Source organism: Pseudomonas sp. 86_A (assembly GCF_017491705.1).
Classification (GTDB): domain Bacteria; phylum Pseudomonadota; class Gammaproteobacteria; order Pseudomonadales; family Pseudomonadaceae; genus Aquipseudomonas; species Aquipseudomonas koreensis.
Genome location: NZ_JAFGYS010000010.1, coordinates 240,576 through 257,558 on the forward strand (window position 1 = coordinate 240,576; position 16,983 = coordinate 257,558).

Here is a 16,983-nt window from a genome sequence, read left to right on the forward strand (position 1 = left end):
CACCACAAACCAATGTGGGAGCGACCCTGCTCGCGAAGGTGGTGTATCAGCCAACATCAATAGTGACTGAAACTCCGCTTTCGCGAGCAGGCTCGCTCCCACAAAGGTCAGGTGAGTAGCCGTTACAGCGGCATCGTGTAATGCAGCGCGTAACTTTCTACACCGTCGTTGTTACTGCTCAGGCCAGCGTTGGAATAGTGCGTCGCACGGATACCGACTTCATGCCCACCAGTGAAACGCAGGCCAAAACCGATACGGTCTTCAAACTGAAAGGAACCGCCAATGTTGTTGCTTTCATACTTGGTGTTGGAGAACGCTGCTACACCAATCCCCGCTTCAACATACGGTTTGACCGACTGACCGGCAAACTCGTAGACGAACACCGGCGAGAACGACAAGCTGTTGTTGCTCGACGTCTTGTCGCCTTCCCAATACGTGTAAGCGCCGCTCCAGTAACCGGTCACACGACCGACATCACTTTGCAGCCAGCTCTGATCCCAGTCGAAATTCATGCCCAGGCGATAAGTCATTGTCGAATCGCTGGTTGCACCCACTGCAAACTCAACGCCTGCGGCTTGTGCGGTAAAACTTTGCCCCATTAGTGCAGCCGCAATCGCGGCCAAGCAGAATAGTCGCTTCACGTTGAAACTTCCTTTTCCGGAACGATCGTTTGGTTTTCTAGTAAACCCAGCGGTATAGAAATCAGCGCTTGAGAAGAAGTTCAGCTGACTTTTTAGATATTTCACATTTTTTTTACAAGCTGAATCTTTCAACGTCACCGGCGACTTGGCCCAGCAGGGGCAGGGTGTTGCGGAAGAACTGAGGATCGGCACTGGTCCAGAATCTGACCGGTCGGTTCGGCCCCGCGGCGAGCAGATCACGTTCGGCCAGCAACCGCTGCAGTTGCCGCGCCACAGCCGCGCCAGTGTCGATCAGGCTGATGCTTTCGGGGAGCATCGACTTGAGCATCGGCTTGAGAAACGGATAGTGGGTGCAGCCGAGGATGATCGTGTCGCAACCATTGGCCAGCAGCGGCTCGACATAGTGCTGCAGCAATGCGCGCAACTCGGCGCTGTGCAGATCACCGCTTTCAATCAGCTCAACCAGACCGGGACACGGCTGGGTGATGACCCGCACATCGGTGGCGAAGCGGTCGAGCAACGCGGCGAACTTGGCACTCTGCAATGTGCCGGTGGTGGCGAGTACCCCGACCACACCGCTGCGGGTCGCGGCAGCGGCGGGTTTGACCGCCGGCTCCATGCCAACGATCGGCCAGTCAGGAAAATCCCGGCGCAGGTCGGCGACAGCGGCCACCGTAGCGGTGTTGCAGGCGATCACCAGAGCCTTGGCGCCCTGCTCGCGGAAGAATCCGGCCATTACGTTACAGCGCTGGCGGATGAACTCGGGGGATTTCTCACCGTAGGGAATGTGCCCGCAATCGGCGAAATACAGCAGGGACTCATGGGGCAGCAAACGCTGGATCTCGGCCAGTACCGACAAGCCGCCGACACCGGAATCGAACACCGCGATCGGTGCCTCACGCATGCTGCGAACCACAAACGCTGCAACCCGGGTCGCGCTTGACCCGCAATTCACGGAAGCGTGAACCCAAGGCATCGATCAGCAGCAAGCGGCCCACCAGTGGCTCGCCGAAACCGACCAGCACCTTCAGCGCTTCCAGCGCTTGCAGACTGCCGACCAGCCCTACCAGCGGCCCGACCACGCCGGCTTCGCTGCAAGTCAGCTCGGCCTCGCTGCCATGCCCGTACAGGCAGTGGTAGCACGGACTTTCCGGGCGACGCGGGTCGAACACCGACAACTGCCCTTCCAGACGAATTGCCGCACCGCTGACCAACGGTTTGCGCGCCGCGACGCAAGCGAGGTTGACCGCTTCGCGGGTGGAAAAATTGTCGGAGCAGTCGAGCACCAGGTCCACTGCGGCAACGGCGGCGGCCAGCGAGTCTTCGTCCAGCGCCTGACGATGGGCAACCAGTTGAATCTCGGGATTGATCGCGCCCAGGCGCTTGAGCGCCGAGTCGACTTTGCTCATGCCGACGCTGTCGGTGTCATGGATGATCTGGCGCTGCAGGTTGGTCAGGTCGACCGTGTCGAAATCCGCCAGGTGCAGCTCACCGACGCCGGCCGCCGCCAGATACAGCGCAACCGGCGCGCCGAGTCCGCCAAGGCCGACGATCAACACGCGGCTGTCCTTGAGCTTCAGTTGCCCATCGATGTCGATGTGTTGCAGCAGAATCTGCCGGCTGTAGCGCAGCAATTCCTGATCATTCAGCACGGCAGGCGCCCCAGGCTGATCCGTTGATGGCCGCCCAGATCGGTACGGCTGTGGACTTCTTCGAAACCGCGAGTGAGCAACAGATCACGCACGGCCTCGGCTTGATCATAGCCGTGTTCGAGCATCAGCCAGCCAGCGGCTTCAAGATGCTCCGGGGCCTGGGCGACGATCAGGCGCAGATCATCGAGCCCGTCGACACCGGCGACCAGTGCACTGGCCGGCTCGAAGCGCACATCGCCTTCGACCAGATGCGGGTCGGTGGCGGCAATGTACGGCGGGTTGCTGATGATCAGATTGAAACGCTGGCCTGCGAGGGCGCTGAACCAGTGACTGCTCAGCACCGTGGCGTTGCTCAGGTTCAGGCGCTGGCGATTGCGCTCGGCGAGGGCCACGGCTTCGAGCACGCGATCCACCGCCGTGACCTGCCACGCCGGGCGTTCGCTGGCCAGGGCCAGGGCAATCGCGCCGCTGCCTGTGCCCAGGTCGAGGACGCTTGCCGGGGTTGCCGCCAGCAATTCCAGTGCAGCTTCGACCAGCAATTCGGTGTCCGGACGCGGGATCAGGGTGTGCGGCGCGACTTCCAGGTCGAGCTTCCAGAACCCCTGCTGACCGAGGATGTAGGCCACCGGCTCACCGCTGCGACGCCGCTGCAGATACTCGGTAAAAACCAGCACCGCTTCGCTGGGCACAATGCGCTCGGGCCAGGTGTGCAGGAAGCTGCGCGGCTTGCCCAGGGCCGCCGCCAGCAGCACTTCGGCATCCAGGCGTGCGGTGGGCGAGTCCGGCAATTCGGCGGCGCGCAACAGGCTGGCAATGATGGTCATTTATTCACCTATCGCCGCAAGTTGGTCGGCCTGGTACTCGGCCAGCAAAGGCTCGATCACCGCGTCAACGCCACCGGCAAGAATTTCGTCGAGGGAGTACAGGGTCAGGTTGACGCGATGGTCGGTGACCCGTCCCTGAGCAAAGTTGTAGGTGCGGATACGCTCGGAGCGATCACCGGAACCGACGAGCAATTTACGCTCGCTGGCGATCGCGTTGGCCGCCGCTGCGGTTTGCTGATCATTGAGTTTGGCTGCGAGCCACGCCATCGCCCGCGCACGGTTCTTGTGCTGGGAACGTTCTTCCTGACACTCGACGACGGTGCCGGTCGGTATGTGCGTGATGCGGATCGCCGAGTCGGTCGTGTTGACGTGCTGACCACCGGCCCCGGAGGAGCGGTAAGTGTCGACGCGTAAATCCGCCGGGTTGATCTCGATGGCTTCGCGCTCGTCCGGCTCGGGCAACACCGCCACGGTGCAGGCCGAGGTGTGAATACGGCCCTGGGATTCGGTGGCGGGTACACGCTGTACGCGGTGCGCGCCGGATTCGAATTTCAACTTGCCGTAAACGTTGTCACCTTCAATGCGGGCGATGACTTCTTTATAGCCGCCGTGTTCGCCTTCGTTTTCCGAAAGGATCTCCACACGCCAGCCGCGACGCTCGGCGTAACGCGAGTACATGCGGAACAGGTCGCCGGAGAAGATCGCCGCCTCATCGCCACCGGTACCGGCGCGGATTTCGAGAAACACGTTGCGCCCATCGTTGGGATCCTTGGGCAGCAACATGCGTTGCAGGTCGGATTCCAGCGTGATCAGCAGTTCTTTGGCTTCGCGGACTTCTTCCACGGCCATTTCACGCATGTCCGGGTCGCTGTCCTTGAGCAGCGCCTGCGCGCCTTCGAGATCGCTTTGTACGCCAAGCAGCTTTTTATAGGCGTGTACGACCGGCTCCAGTTCGGCGTACTCCTTGGAATAAGCGCGAAACCTGGTCTGATCGGAAATGACTTCGGCGTCGCCGAGCAGCGCGGTCAGTTCCTCGAAACGGTCCTGGAGGATGTCCAGCTTGTTGAGCAGTGACGCTTTCATTGCGGTTTTTTATCCGAAAAACTATCCGGTGAGCCCTCGAGGGCAAAGAGTTCCTGGGCCATGGCCAGCGCATCGAGGCGGCCTTCGGCAGAAAGCTTTTTCAGTTGCACGCTAGGCGCATGCAGCAGTTTATTGGTCAGGCCACGGGCCAGTTGCCCGAGCACCTCTTCGGCGTTGCCGCCGTTGGCCAGCAGACGCAGGGCTTTTTGCAGCTCCTCGTCGCGCAGGCGTTCGCTCTGTTGCCGATAGGCCTTGAGCACATCGACCGCCGCCAGTTCGCGCAGGCGCACCATGAAATCGTCGGCGCCGACCGAAACCATCTCCTCCGCCGCCTGGGCTGCGCCCTGCCGGCTCTTGAGGTTTTCGGCGACCACTTCGTGCAGATCGTCGACGCTATAGAGGTAAACGTCGTCGAGCTCGCCGACTTCCGGCTCGATATCGCGCGGTACGGCGATGTCGACCATGAAGATCGGCTTGTGCTTGCGCTGCTTCAACGCGCTTTCGACCGCACCCTTGCCGAGAATCGGCAACTGGCTGGCGGTCGAACTGATCACGATATCGCTGCGCACCAGCTCCGCCGGAATGTCCGAAAGCAACACCGCATGCGCGCCGAACTGCTCGGCCAGAAGACTGGCGCGCTCCAGCGTACGGTTGGCAACCACGATGCGCTTGACCCCCAGCTCATGCAAATGGCGGGCGACCAGGGTGATGGTCTCGCCGGCGCCGATCAGCAGCGCCTGACTGCGTTGCAGGTCGCTGAAAATCTGCTTGGCCAGACTGACCGCGGCAAACGCCACGGACACCGGGTTTTCGCCGATGGCCGTGTCGGTGCGCACCTGCTTGGCGGCATTGAACGTCGCTTGAAACAGGCGTCCCAGCAGCGGGCCGATGGTGCCGGCCTCGCGGGCCACGGCGTAGGCCGATTTCATCTGCCCGAGGATCTGCGGTTCGCCCAGCACCAGCGAGTCGAGCCCGGAGGCGACGCGCATCATGTGACGAACTGCCGCATCATCTTCGTGCACATAAGCACTGGCGCGCAGCTCATCGAGGCTTAAATGGTGATAATCAGCCAGCCAGCGCAGGACCAGATCAGCAGAAACCTGATCCTGTTCTATATAAAGCTCACTGCGATTGCAGGTGGAGAGGATCGCAGCTTCGCGGCTGTCGGTGAGTCGGCAGAGCTGCTGCAAGGCCTCCACCAGCTGCTCAGGGGTAAAGGCCACGCGCTCGCGGACGTCTACTGAAGCAGTCTTGTGGTTAATACCGAGTGCAAGGAAGGCCATTCAAGGTCGCTGATGGTGACGTGAAGCCGGCAATTGTCCTACTTCGTCAGATTCAGAACAACTATTGGATATCTATCGCCCTTATTGTATCCACTGCCTGCTGCGATCCATTCTCGTTCATGTACACATCGCCCCCGTAGAAGCTGCCGCAGGCTGCGCTCTTTTGATTCTGGTTTTTGCGGATCAGAAGCAAGATCAAAACATCGCAGCCTGCGGCAGCTCCTGTACGGGATAGGGTAAATTGCCTGAGCGGTTATGTTTGGCCGAAGGCTTGTGTCATGATGATCCGACCGCAGGTTAGTCGTCCTTTTCCTATATGAATAGATCTTCCGCGTTGCTCCTTGCTTTTGTCTTCCTCAGCGGCTGCCAGGCCATGGCACCCGTGTCGCCGGACGGTACGCCGCCGGTCGAAGACACCACGCCCACGCCTGAAAAGCCCAAGGTTTACAGCTCGTTCAGCGAGGAAACCGTTTTCAGCCTGTTGAGCGCCGAACTCGCCGGCCAGCGCAATCGTTTCGACATTGCCCTGGACAACTACGTGACCCAGGCCATCAATACCCAGGATCCGGGCGTTTCCGAGCGCGCGTTCCGCATCGCCGAGTACCTGGGCGCCGACCAGCCTGCGCTGGACACCGCACTGATCTGGGCAAGAAACGCCCCGGACGACCTCGAAGCGCAACGCGCCGCCGCCGTGCAACTGGCCCGCGCCGGGCGTTATGACGACTCCATGGTCTATATGGAGAAAGTCCTGCAGGGCAAGGGCGACACCCATTTCGATTTCCTCGCGCTGTCGGCCGCCGACACCGATCAGGAAACCCGCAACGGCCTGATGAAAAGTTTCGATCGCCTGCTGCAGCGCCACCCGAAGAACAGCCAGCTGATTTTCGGCAAGGCCCTGCTGCTGCAACAGGACGGCGACAACAAAGCCGCACTGACCCTGCTCGAAGACAACCCGCCGGAAGACGGCGAGATCGCCCCAATCCTGTTGCGCGCCCGTCTGCTGCAAACCATGAATCGTGGTGATGAAGCCCTGCCGCTGCTGCGCAAAAACATCAAGAAATACCCGGATGACAAGCGCCTGCGCCTGACCTATGCGCGCACGCTGGTCGAACAGGACCGGATGGACGACGCCAAGGTCGAGTTCTCCACCCTCGTTCAGCAATACCCGGAAGACGACGAACTGCGTTACTCGCTGGCGCTGGTGTGCCTGGAAGCCAAAGCCTGGGACGAGGCCAAAGGTTACCTGGAAGACCTGATCGCCCGGGAAAGCCATGTCGACTCAGCACACCTGAACCTTGGCCGCATCGCCGAAGAACGCAACGACCCGCAGGGCGCACTGATCGAATATGCGCAGGTGGGCCCGGGCAATGACTATCTGCCGGCGCAGCTGCGTCAGGCCGACATTCTGATGAACAACGGCAAGACCGCCGAAGCGCAAAGCAAACTGGCGACCGAGCGCGATGCGCAACCGGATTATGCGATCCAGCTGTACCTGATCGAATCCGAAACCCTGTCGGCCAACAAACAGGACGACAAGGCCTGGAAAGTCTTGCAGCAAGCCCTGCTGCAATACCCCGACGACCTGAATCTGCTCTATACCCGGGCCATGCTCGCGGAAAAACGCAATGACCTGGGGCAGATGGAAAAAGACCTGCGCCTGATCATCAAGCGCGACCCGGACAACGCCATGGCGCTCAACGCCCTGGGTTACACCCTGTCCGATCGCACCACCCGCTACGCGGAAGCCAAGGATCTGATCGAACAGGCGCACCGGATCAACCCGGAAGACCCTGCCGTGCTCGACAGCCTCGGCTGGGTCAACTTCCGCATGGGCAATCTGGACGATGCCGAGAAATACTTGCGCCAGGCGCTGGAGCGTTTCCCGGACCACGAAGTTGCCGCGCACCTGGGCGAAGTCCTGTGGGCCAAGGGCAATCAGCGTGAAGCCAAACAAATCTGGGGCAAGTTCCTCAAGGATCAGCCCGACAGCACTATCCTGCGCAGCACCATCAAGCGCCTGACCGGATCAGAGACTCTTTAACTCATGTTTTTGCGCCACGTTATTGTTTTCAGCTTCATCGCCCTGCTCGCCGGTTGCGCGGGCTTCGGCGCTCGCGAATCGGTCGAGGGCCACGGCAGTCCGGCTCAATGGGCCGCGAACAAGCAGCAGCTGACCGGCCTCGACGGCTGGCAGATCGACGGCAAGATCGGTATCCGCGCGCCGAAAGATTCCGGCAGCGGCACGCTGTTCTGGCTGCAGCGTCAGGATTACTACGACATTCGCCTGTCCGGCCCGCTGGGTCGTGGCGCTGCGCGTCTGACCGGGCGTCCGGGCAAGGTTTCGCTGGAAGTTGCCAACCAGGGCCGCTATGACGCCGAGTCGCCCGAAGCACTGCTCGAAGAGCAACTCGGCTGGAAACTGCCGGTGTCCAATCTGGCCTGGTGGGTTCGTGGCCTGCCTGCGCCAAGCAGCAAAAGCCGTTTGTCCCTCGATAACAATAGTCGCCTCGCCAACCTGGAACAGGATGGCTGGCAGGTCGAGTACCTCAGCTACGCCGAGCAAAACGGTTACTGGCTGCCCGAGCGGATCAAACTGCACGGCACCGATCTGGACGTGACGCTGGTGATCAAGACCTGGCAGCCGCGCAAGCTGGGACAATAAGCATGAGCGCTCCACGCCTGACGCTGCCGTCGCCAGCCAAGCTCAATCTGATGCTGCATATTCTCGGTCGTCGCGAAGATGGCTATCACGAACTGCAGACCATTTTTCAGTTCGTCGATTACGGCGACGACATCACCTTCGCCGTGCGCGACGACGGCGTGATCCAGTTGCATACCGAATTTGCCGGCGTGCCTCACGACAGCAACCTGATCGTGCGCGCGGCGAAAATGCTGCAACAGCAATCCGGCTGCACGTTGGGCATCGACATCTGGATCGACAAAGTGTTGCCCATGGGCGGCGGCATCGGTGGCGGCAGCTCCAACGCGGCCACCACCCTGCTCGGACTCAATCACCTGTGGCAGCTGGGCTGGGATGAAGATCGCCTGGCCGCACTCGGCTTGGCACTGGGTGCCGACGTTCCGGTTTTCGTCCGGGGCCACGCGGCATTTGCCGAAGGCGTGGGCGAGAAACTGACCCCGGTCGAACCCGAAGAACCGTGGTATCTGGTGCTCGTTCCGCAAGTCTCTGTAAGTACGGCAGAAATTTTTTCCGATCCTTTGTTGACACGTAACACGCCGCCCATTAAAGTGCGCCCCGTTCCCGAGGGAAACAGTCGAAATGACTGCTTACCGGTGGTTGCAAGGCGTTATCCAGAGGTACGTAACGCATTGGATTTGTTAGGTAAATTTACCGAAGCAAAACTCACCGGCACTGGAAGTTGTGTGTTTGGGGGCTTCCCAAGCAAAGCTGAAGCTGATAAAGTCTCGGCCCTTCTGACAGAGACCCTTACAGGGTTTGTAGCAAAAGGAAGCAACGTTTCGATGTTGCATCGCAAGCTGCAAAGTCTGCTCTAAAAGGAATCAAGTGCAAGGCACTTGAAGCAACAGATACAGGGGCGTCGCCAAGCGGTAAGGCAGCAGGTTTTGATCCTGCCATGCGTTGGTTCGAATCCAGCCGCCCCTGCCATTTTCTATACTCATCCAGGTTACCCTCAGCCTCTAGGTACTGCGCGTGTCCAAGATGATGGTCTTTACGGGGAACGCTAACCCCGATCTGGCTCGGCGTGTTGTACGTCAGCTGCATATCCCTCTCGGTGACATCTCTGTCGGTAAGTTCTCCGACGGCGAAATTACTGCCGAGATCAATGAAAACGTTCGCGGTAAAGACGTTTTCATTATTCAGCCGACTTGCGCTCCGACCAACGATAACCTGATGGAACTGGTAGTGATGGCTGATGCCTTCCGCCGCTCCTCGGCTACTCGTATTACTGCTGTTATTCCTTATTTTGGTTATGCCCGTCAGGATCGCCGTCCGCGTTCCGCACGTGTGGCTATCAGCGCGAAAGTCGTCGCTGACATGCTTACCGTAGTCGGCATCGACCGTGTTCTCACGGTTGATCTGCATGCTGACCAGATTCAGGGTTTCTTCGATATTCCGGTAGATAACATCTACGGCTCCCCGGTTCTGGTGGATGACATTGAAGATCAGCGCTTCGAAAACCTGATGATCGTGTCCCCGGACATTGGTGGCGTCGTGCGTGCACGTGCTGTTGCCAAATCCCTGGGCGTGGATCTCGGGATCATCGACAAACGCCGTGAGAAAGCCAATCACTCTGAAGTGATGCATATCATCGGTGATGTCGAAGGGCGTACCTGCATTCTGGTCGATGACATGGTCGATACCGCCGGCACTCTGTGCCACGCGGCCAAGGCCTTGAAAGAGCATGGCGCAGCCAAGGTCTTTGCCTACTGCACACACCCTGTGCTGTCGGGTCGGGCCATCGAGAATATCGAAAATTCCGTGCTGGACGAGCTGGTGGTGACTAACACCATCCCGCTGTCCGCTGCAGCACAAGCCTGTGCACGTATCCGTCAACTGGATATCGCACCGGTTGTTGCCGAAGCGGTTCGCCGCATCAGCAATGAAGAATCGATCAGCGCGATGTTCCGTTAAGGGCCCTGCCCTTCTCGAAATGTCTCGTTGACGAAAAGCGCCCCGCCCCGGCATTCCTGCCGGGGCGGGGCTTTTTTGCCCATACCGTGTTCGGCGCTGGTCGCAAACGCCACTCGGTCATGGCTATTTTGGAGATACAAAATGAACGATTTTACTCTGAATGCTGAAGTGCGTTCCGACCTGGGGAAAGGTGCGAGCCGCCGCCTGCGTCGTCTCGCCGCTCTGGTTCCAGCTGTTGTTTACGGTGGCGACAAAGCCCCTGAATCCATCAGCATGCTGGCCAAAGAAGTTGCCAAACTGCTCGAAAACGATGCTGCTTACAGCCACGTTATCGAACTGAACGTTGGCGGCAAAAAGCAGAACGTCATCATCAAAGCTCTGCAGCGTCACCCGGCCAAAGGCCACGTGATGCACGCTGACTTCGTACGCGTTGTAGCTGGCCAGAAACTGACCGCTATCGTGCCTGTGCACTTTGTTGGTGAAGAAGCTCCGGTCAAGAAAGGCGGCGAGATCTCGCACGTCCTGAACGAAATCGAAGTAACTTGCCTGCCGAAAGATCTGCCTGAGTTCATCGAAGTCGATCTGTCGGCTCTGGAAATCGGTGCAATCGTTCACCTGTCCGACCTCAAAGCACCTAAAGGCGTTGAGTTCGTTGCTCTGGCACACGGCGATGACAAGGCTGTTGCCAACGTCCACGCTCCACGTGTTGCTCCAGAAGCTACCGAAGAAGGCGCAGCAGAGTAATTCACTCTGTCATGCCTGAGTGAGCAAGTAACATCGCGGACTGGAACGTAGCGAGAAAGCGGGCGAGAACGCGGAGTTTACATCCATGGTAAATGAGCATTTTTCGTCCACTTTCGCCGCTTTCCCTGATCGCTGCGATGTTATCCACCACTCCAAGGAAGGGCCCCTATCGTGACTGCCATCAAACTGATCGTTGGCCTGGGAAATCCAGGCGCCGAATACGACCAGACCCGGCATAACGCAGGGGCCCTTTTTGTTGAGCGCATCGCAGCCGCGCAAGGTGTCAATCTTGTGGCCGATCGCAAATATTTCGGCCTGACCGGGCGCTATTCGCATCAGGGTCAGGATGTTCGTCTGCTGATTCCCACCACCTACATGAACCGCAGCGGCCAGGCCGTGGCGGCACTCGCCGGTTTCTTCCGCATCAAGCCTGAAGAAATCCTGGTGGCGCACGACGAACTCGACTTGCCTCCGGGCGTCGCCAAGCTCAAGCAGGGCGGCGGCCATGGCGGTCACAACGGGTTGCGCGACATCATCGCGCAACTGGGCAATCAGAATACGTTCTACCGCCTGCGGCTTGGCATCGGCCACCCGGGCGTCGCCAGTATGGTTTCAAATTTCGTCCTGGGTCGCGCGCCACGCGCCGAACAGGAAAAACTCGATGCCAGCATCGACTTTGCCCTCGGCGTGCTGCCGGATATCCTCGCCGGTGAATGGAACCGCGCGATGAAAAACCTGCACAGCCAGAAGGCCTGACTCTAATCCGAGGGGAAACACCATGGGATTCAATTGCGGCATCGTCGGCCTGCCTAACGTCGGCAAGTCCACCCTGTTCAACGCCCTGACCAAATCCGGTATCGCGGCCGAGAACTTCCCCTTCTGCACCATCGAGCCGAACAGCGGCATCGTGCCGATGCCGGATCCACGTCTGGAAGCACTGGCGGCCATCGTCAATCCGAAGCGCATCCTGCCGACCACCATGGAATTCGTCGACATCGCAGGCCTGGTAGCCGGCGCCTCGAAAGGTGAAGGCCTGGGCAACAAGTTCCTGGCCAACATCCGTGAAACCGACGCCATCGCTCACGTCGTGCGCTGCTTCGAAGACGACAACGTGATCCACGTGTCGAACAGCGTCGACCCGAAGCGCGACATCGAAATCATCGACCTGGAACTGATCTTCGCCGACCTCGACAGCTGCGAGAAGCAACTGCAGAAAGTCGCGCGCAACGCCAAGGGTGGTGACAAGGACGCCGTCGTTCAGAAAGCCCTGCTGGAGCAACTGATCGCTCACTTCACCGAAGCCAAGCCTGCGCGCAGCCTGATGAAGAACATGAGCAGCGATGAAAAAGCCGTGATCAAAGGCTTCCACCTGCTGACCACCAAACCGGTCATGTACATCGCCAACGTTGCTGAAGACGGCTTCGAGAACAACCCGCACCTGGACGTGGTCAAGGCCATCGCCGAAGAAGAAGGCGCCATGGTGGTTCCGGTCTGCAACAAGATCGAAGCGGAAATCGCCGAGCTCGACGACGGTGAAGAGAAAGACATGTTCCTCGAGGCTCTGGGCCTGGAAGAGCCTGGCCTGAACCGCGTGATCCGCGCCGGTTACGAAATGCTGCACCTGCAGACCTACTTCACCGCAGGTGTCGAAGAAGTCCGCGCCTGGACCGTCAAAGTCGGTGCCACCGCACCTCAGGCTGCCGGCGTGATCCACACCGACTTCGAGAAAGGCTTCATCCGCGCCGAAGTCATCGCCTATAACGACTTCATCCAGTACAAGGGCGAAGCCGGTACCAAGGAAGCCGGTAAATGGCGCCTGGAAGGCAAGGACTACATCGTCAAAGACGGCGACGTGATGCACTTCCGCTTTAACGTGTAAGCGTTACCCCCAAGAAAAAGCCGCGTTTGATACGCGGCTTTTTTGTGCCTGAAATTTATGCCTGAACACATTTTCCCTGTAGGAGTGAGCCTGCTCGCGATTGCGTTCTATCTGCTCCAGAGGTGCTGACTGACACACCGCTATCGCGAGCAGGCTCACTCCTACAGTTTTAATTGTGTGAGGTCAGGCCTTTTTGGTACGCGGCAAGAAGATCGCCAACACGCCAAACAACGGCAAGAACGAGCACAGGAAATACACGTACTCAATCCCGTGCACGTCCGCCAGATGCCCGAGCAACGCCGCACCAATCCCGCCGAACCCGAACATCAAACCAAAGAACACCCCGGCAATCATCCCGACATTGCCCGGCACCAGTTCCTGCGCGTACACCACAATCGCCGAGAACGCCGAGGCGAGAATGAAACCGATGACCACGCTGAGAATGGTGGTCCAGAACAGGTCGACGTGAGGCATCAGCAACGTGAACGGTGCCACGCCGAGGATCGAGAACCAGATCACCGCCTTACGCCCGATCTTGTCGCCGATCGGCCCGCCGAAGAATGTGCCTGCCGCTACCGCGCCCAAGAACAGGAACAAGTGCAGCTGCGAACTGGCCACCGACAGGTCGAACTTCTCGATCAGGTAGAAGGTGAAGTAACTGGTCAGGCTGGCCATGTAGAAATACTTGGAAAACACCAACAGCCCCAGCACCACCAATGCACTGGTCACCCTGCCCTTCGACAACCCGTGAGTCGCGGCCTGACCGGCCTTGAGCTTGAACAGATTGAGGTGATGGGCGTACCAGCGGCTGATGCGGTACAGCACGAATAGGGCAAACACCGCGAACAGGCCAAACCACGCCACATTGGCTTGGCCGAACGGGATGATGATCGCCGCCGCCAGCAACGGGCCGAACGCAGAGCCGGCGTTACCACCGACCTGGAAGGTCGATTGCGCCAGACCAAAGCGCCCCCCCGACGCCAGCCGCGCAATCCGCGAGGCCTCGGGGTGGAACGTCGAGGAACCGATACCGATCAGCGCCGCCGCCAACAGAATCAGCGGGAAACTGCCGACCACCGACATCATCACGATGCCAATCAGCGTGCAAATCGAACCCGCCGGCAACAGCCAGGGTTTCGGATGACGGTCGGTGTGGTAACCGACCCAAGGTTGCAACAGCGATGCGGTCAATTGAAACGTCAAGGTGATCAGGCCGACCTGGGTGAAACTCAGGCCATAGTTGGCCTTGAGCATCGGGTAGATCGACGGCAGCACCGACTGAATCAGGTCGTTGATCAAATGCGCCAGCGCCACGGCGCCGATGATGCGCATCACCAGTGGGCTGCTTTGCGGAGCAGCGGGCGCCGAGGCAGCGGCGGTCTGAGCGTTGCTGATAGCCATGGAAGTTTCCGGACAGCAGATGGGTGCCCGCAGGCAGGTGCGTCAATGTGCCATTTTTCGGTGCGCCAACGCCATCCCCTTAGCGAGCTAACTAACGTCCAACTTCATAACTCATCAATCCCTGTAGGAGCTGCCGCAGGCTGCGATCTTTTGATGTTGTTTTTTTAAAGCACAGTCAAAAGATCGCAGCCTGCGGCAGCTCCTACATGGGATATGCGATCGCCCAAGTGATAGCGCAACGCCATGGTCTGAATCTTGCCTTGCTTCTCCCCTCGAACGCGGTGGCCTTACAAAGGTCGCCGAGAATGGGAAGTTTCGCTACAGAGCCGGCCTACAGAGCGGGCGAGAGTGAACTTTCGAGGCCTTTTAGCAGGGCACCACATCGAGGTTGCACAACCGCGATGCGCGCCATTGGTGCGTGGTGTCCAGAGGAGTCATGAGGCATGCAGGCTTTCTTGTCACCGGGGATCAAATTGCTGGGGCGGTTTGGATTCGCGCGTAAATTCCAGCTGTTGTTTCTGTTGTTCATTCTGCCGTTGGCCGGCAGCCTGTTGATGATCGGCCAGGACTATCGCGACAAGCTCAACCTGATTTCCGGCGAACGTGCCGGCGTGCGCCAGCTGCTCAGCCTCGATGCGCTGGACAACCTGCTCGCCGCCCAGCGCGACCGCGCCGCTCGCTGGCGTGCCACCGAGACCAATCGCCAGCCGACTCCGGCCACGCTCGCTGCGATGGCCGCATTCGACGCCGTGCAACCGGCGCTCGTGCAAGCCACCAGCGACCTGGGCAATGCACTGAGCAAGGAAGGCGCCGAAGGTGAAACCCTTGCCCGCTTTCAAGCCCTGCAAAGTGCACTCGGCGGCCTGGATTCGAAAAGCCTGAGCAGCGTCGGCTGGTGGCCGGATGGCTATGACCGTTTCACCAACGCCCTCAGCGCCCTGCAAGCATTGCGCGAACAGATCGTCATGGACAACCGCCTGACCCTCGCGCCATGGCTGGAAACCTACCTGCTGACGCAGATCTCCACGCAGCACGCCCCGGACCTGATCGAGCGCGTTGGCCGCCTCGCCGCTGTCGGTCAGGCTTCGGTGGTCTCGGGCCAGTTCACCCTGCAGAGCCGCCTGCAATTGCGCGACCTGCGCGGCCGGATTGGTGATGCCCGCGAACAACTGGTGAAAACCGCCGGCCTGCTCGAAGCGCGTTTGCCGAGTGATCTGCGGACCTGGGCCGGCCAGTACCACGACAGCCTGAAACGCCTCGATGTCGGTCTCAAGGTGCTGGATGACGGGGTGTTCGGCGGCAGCATCAGCCTCAAGCCCGAAGACTTCGAACGCAGCCTCGATGCACTGCTCGGCGATCTTGCCTCGTTGCGCCAGCAATCGCTGGTATCGCTGGATCAGCGCCTCGACGCCTATCACACCTCGGCGATTCGCCAGTTCATGCTGGTCGCCGCGGTGTTCGGCTGCCTGTTGCTGGCGGCGCTGTATCTGTTCGTCTGCCTGCAAGCCTCGATCCGGCGCAGCGCCAGCGGCATCACCTTGCTCGCCGAAGCCCTGCGTGACGGCAACCTGAGCCTGCAAGTGCCAGTAGTGGGCCGCGATGAACTGGCGGCGATCAGCACTGCGCTCAACGTCGCCGTGGTGCAACTGCGCAACAGCATGCTTGGCGTCGATCAAGAAACCTTGCAACTGAGCCACGCCGTGCGCAGCCTCAACGATCACTCCAGCGGCGCGCTGAGCGAAGTCGAAGCGCAACAATTGCAGATCAGCCAGATCGCCGCCGCCGCGACACAACTGGCCGCCACTTCGCAAGGTGTGGCGCAGAGTTGCGAACAGGCCTCCGGCAGCGCCCAGCACACCCGGCGCATCGCCGCCGACAGCAGCCGCGACAGCCAGCGCACCACCGCGAGCATTCAGCAGCTCAATCAACGTTTGAACGACACGGCGGCGGCGCTGGGCCGGGTCAGCGAACAAGGCCAGCAGATTCAATTGGTGGTCGACACCATTCGCGGTGTGGCCGAGCAGACCAACCTACTGGCGCTCAACGCCGCGATCGAAGCAGCACGCGCCGGCGAACAGGGTCGCGGGTTTGCCGTGGTCGCCGATGAAGTGCGCAGCCTGTCGCAACGCACCCAGTCATCGACCGCGCAGATCGCCGCTACGGTGGACAGCCTGCGCGCCACGGTCAACGAAGCGGTGAGCCTGATGGAAGCAGCGTGCGGTCAGGCACAAACCGACGCCGAAGCGGTGACCGGGCTGGGCGAACGCTTGGGCGAAATCGCCAGTGCGGTGCAGAGCGTTACCGACACCCTGGCGCAGATCGCCACGGCGGTGGAGGAACAGGCCAGCACTGCCGATGAGGTGAGCGGCAATATCCAGCAGGTCGATCAAGCGGCCATGCGTTTGCTGGAAGGTGCACGTGCGGTGAATCTGGCGGCGGACACCCTGAGCCAGGGCAGCCATGCCTTGAGCGCCAATACGGCAAGATTTCAGCTGCGTTGATGCCCTGCCCGGCCCGGATTTTCCGGGCTGGAGGATAAGCGGTTGAAAATAAGAAGAAATATTTTAAATTTACGCTTGACGCTTTTCCATTTCAGGGGAATAATGCGCGCCACTTGGCTACATAGCTCAGTTGGTTAGAGCATAGCATTCATAATGCTGGGGTCCGGGGTTCAAGTCCCTGTGTAGCCACCAAGTACCGATTTATAGATATCTCAGGATGTCTAAAAATCAAAACAAGAAGCCCGCCCAGTGCGGGCTTTCTTGTGTCTGGAATTCCAGTTTGTCTCCCCCGCCCCTCTCCCATCACCATCGGTAATCAGCCACTGACCAAGGTTGTTCCAGGGCGCTTGCCCAGTTGCA

At 59.8% G+C, this 16,983-nt stretch carries 15 protein-coding genes and 2 tRNA genes; 10 read left to right on the plus strand and 7 right to left on the minus strand.

Features of this window, described 5'->3' with window-relative positions; translation table 11 throughout:
- Nucleotides 1-122 precede the first annotated feature (122 nt).
- From J5M57_RS17270 to hemA, 6 genes are all read right to left on the minus strand, one after another.
- Nucleotides 123-641 (minus strand): acyloxyacyl hydrolase, encoded by a 519-nt coding sequence (locus tag J5M57_RS17270; RefSeq protein WP_064589164.1) that lies wholly within the window; start codon nt 639-641, stop codon nt 123-125.
- Nucleotides 642-753: 112 nt separating this feature from the next.
- Nucleotides 754-1,545 (minus strand): glutamate racemase, encoded by a 792-nt coding sequence (gene murI, locus J5M57_RS17275; RefSeq protein ID WP_169843765.1) that lies wholly within the window; start codon nt 1,543-1,545, stop codon nt 754-756.
- The gene (locus J5M57_RS17280; RefSeq protein ID WP_207847849.1) at nt 1,538-2,293 is read right to left on the minus strand and encodes a molybdopterin-synthase adenylyltransferase MoeB; all 756 of its coding nucleotides are present in this window, start codon (nt 2,291-2,293) and stop codon (nt 1,538-1,540) included. Before J5M57_RS17280 ends, murI begins: the two co-directional genes overlap by 8 nt.
- Nucleotides 2,287-3,117: a peptide chain release factor N(5)-glutamine methyltransferase gene (prmC, locus tag J5M57_RS17285; RefSeq protein WP_207847848.1), complete on the minus strand. Its 831-nt coding sequence runs from the start codon at nt 3,115-3,117 to the stop codon at nt 2,287-2,289. The genes J5M57_RS17280 and prmC overlap by 7 nt, the downstream gene beginning before the upstream one ends.
- Nucleotides 3,118-4,200, minus strand: coding sequence for a peptide chain release factor 1 (gene prfA, locus J5M57_RS17290; RefSeq protein ID WP_207847847.1), 1,083 nt, complete (start codon nt 4,198-4,200; stop codon nt 3,118-3,120). It lies immediately after the preceding gene.
- Nucleotides 4,197-5,483 carry a glutamyl-tRNA reductase gene (gene hemA, locus J5M57_RS17295; protein WP_064589169.1) on the minus strand — a complete coding sequence of 429 codons (1,287 nt, stop codon included), beginning with the start codon at nt 5,481-5,483 and terminating at the stop codon, nt 4,197-4,199. The genes prfA and hemA overlap by 4 nt, the downstream gene beginning before the upstream one ends.
- Before the next feature lie 316 nt (nt 5,484-5,799).
- Between hemA and J5M57_RS17300 the strand changes: the two genes are divergently transcribed.
- From J5M57_RS17300 to ychF, 8 genes are all read left to right on the plus strand, one after another.
- Nucleotides 5,800-7,524, plus strand: coding sequence for a tetratricopeptide repeat protein (locus J5M57_RS17300; protein WP_169843761.1), 1,725 nt, complete (start codon nt 5,800-5,802; stop codon nt 7,522-7,524).
- A gap of 3 nt (nt 7,525-7,527) precedes the next feature.
- Nucleotides 7,528-8,145: a lipoprotein insertase outer membrane protein LolB gene (gene lolB / locus J5M57_RS17305; RefSeq protein WP_064589171.1), complete on the plus strand. Its 618-nt coding sequence runs from the start codon at nt 7,528-7,530 to the stop codon at nt 8,143-8,145.
- A gap of 2 nt (nt 8,146-8,147) precedes the next feature.
- The gene (ispE, locus tag J5M57_RS17310) at nt 8,148-8,999 is read left to right on the plus strand and encodes a 4-(cytidine 5'-diphospho)-2-C-methyl-D-erythritol kinase (protein WP_064589172.1); all 852 of its coding nucleotides are present in this window, start codon (nt 8,148-8,150) and stop codon (nt 8,997-8,999) included.
- Between the two features lie 37 nt (nt 9,000-9,036).
- Nucleotides 9,037-9,111 (plus strand) — tRNA-Gln (locus tag J5M57_RS17315).
- Nucleotides 9,112-9,156: 45 nt separating this feature from the next.
- Nucleotides 9,157-10,098: a ribose-phosphate pyrophosphokinase gene (locus J5M57_RS17320; RefSeq protein WP_003171603.1), complete on the plus strand. Its 942-nt coding sequence runs from the start codon at nt 9,157-9,159 to the stop codon at nt 10,096-10,098.
- Between the two features lie 141 nt (nt 10,099-10,239).
- Nucleotides 10,240-10,842, plus strand: coding sequence for a 50S ribosomal protein L25/general stress protein Ctc (locus tag J5M57_RS17325; protein ID WP_064589173.1), 603 nt, complete (start codon nt 10,240-10,242; stop codon nt 10,840-10,842).
- Nucleotides 10,843-11,013: 171 nt separating this feature from the next.
- Nucleotides 11,014-11,598 carry an aminoacyl-tRNA hydrolase gene (gene pth / locus J5M57_RS17330; RefSeq protein ID WP_064589174.1) on the plus strand — a complete coding sequence of 195 codons (585 nt, stop codon included), beginning with the start codon at nt 11,014-11,016 and terminating at the stop codon, nt 11,596-11,598.
- Nucleotides 11,599-11,620: 22 nt separating this feature from the next.
- Nucleotides 11,621-12,721, plus strand: coding sequence for a redox-regulated ATPase YchF (ychF, locus tag J5M57_RS17335; RefSeq protein ID WP_064589175.1), 1,101 nt, complete (start codon nt 11,621-11,623; stop codon nt 12,719-12,721).
- 183 nt (nt 12,722-12,904) lie between these two features.
- Here the strand turns inward: ychF and J5M57_RS17340 are convergent, their stop codons facing one another.
- Nucleotides 12,905-14,122 carry an MFS transporter gene (locus J5M57_RS17340; RefSeq protein ID WP_064589176.1) on the minus strand — a complete coding sequence of 406 codons (1,218 nt, stop codon included), beginning with the start codon at nt 14,120-14,122 and terminating at the stop codon, nt 12,905-12,907.
- 443 nt (nt 14,123-14,565) lie between these two features.
- Between J5M57_RS17340 and J5M57_RS17345 the strand changes: the two genes are divergently transcribed.
- Together J5M57_RS17345 and J5M57_RS17350 are read left to right on the plus strand one after the other, a co-directional pair.
- Entirely contained in the window at nt 14,566-16,623 is a 2,058-nt protein-coding gene (locus tag J5M57_RS17345) for a methyl-accepting chemotaxis protein (protein WP_207847846.1), read from the plus strand.
- A 115-nt stretch (nt 16,624-16,738) separates the two neighbouring features.
- Nucleotides 16,739-16,815, plus strand: a tRNA-Met gene (locus J5M57_RS17350).
- The last annotated feature ends 168 nt before the right edge of the window (nt 16,816-16,983 follow it).

What these genes read in the sequence shown, in the direction of transcription:
- murI (WP_169843765.1), bottom strand. Translation starts at nt 1,545, where the DNA reads ATGCGTGAGGCACCGATCGCGGTGTTCGATTCCGGTGTCGGCGGCTTG.
- prmC (WP_207847848.1), bottom strand. Translation starts at nt 3,117, where the DNA reads ATGACCATCATTGCCAGCCTGTTGCGCGCCGCCGAATTGCCGGACTCG.
- prfA (WP_207847847.1), bottom strand. Translation starts at nt 4,200, where the DNA reads ATGAAAGCGTCACTGCTCAACAAGCTGGACATCCTCCAGGACCGTTTC.
- hemA (WP_064589169.1), bottom strand. Translation starts at nt 5,483, where the DNA reads ATGGCCTTCCTTGCACTCGGTATTAACCACAAGACTGCTTCAGTAGAC.
- J5M57_RS17300 (WP_169843761.1), top strand. Translation starts at nt 5,800, where the DNA reads ATGAATAGATCTTCCGCGTTGCTCCTTGCTTTTGTCTTCCTCAGCGGC.
- lolB (WP_064589171.1), top strand. Translation starts at nt 7,528, where the DNA reads ATGTTTTTGCGCCACGTTATTGTTTTCAGCTTCATCGCCCTGCTCGCC.
- ispE (WP_064589172.1), top strand. Translation starts at nt 8,148, where the DNA reads ATGAGCGCTCCACGCCTGACGCTGCCGTCGCCAGCCAAGCTCAATCTG.
- J5M57_RS17325 (WP_064589173.1), top strand. Translation starts at nt 10,240, where the DNA reads ATGAACGATTTTACTCTGAATGCTGAAGTGCGTTCCGACCTGGGGAAA.
- ychF (WP_064589175.1), top strand. Translation starts at nt 11,621, where the DNA reads ATGGGATTCAATTGCGGCATCGTCGGCCTGCCTAACGTCGGCAAGTCC.
- J5M57_RS17340 (WP_064589176.1), bottom strand. Translation starts at nt 14,122, where the DNA reads ATGGCTATCAGCAACGCTCAGACCGCCGCTGCCTCGGCGCCCGCTGCT.
- J5M57_RS17345 (WP_207847846.1), top strand. Translation starts at nt 14,566, where the DNA reads ATGCAGGCTTTCTTGTCACCGGGGATCAAATTGCTGGGGCGGTTTGGA.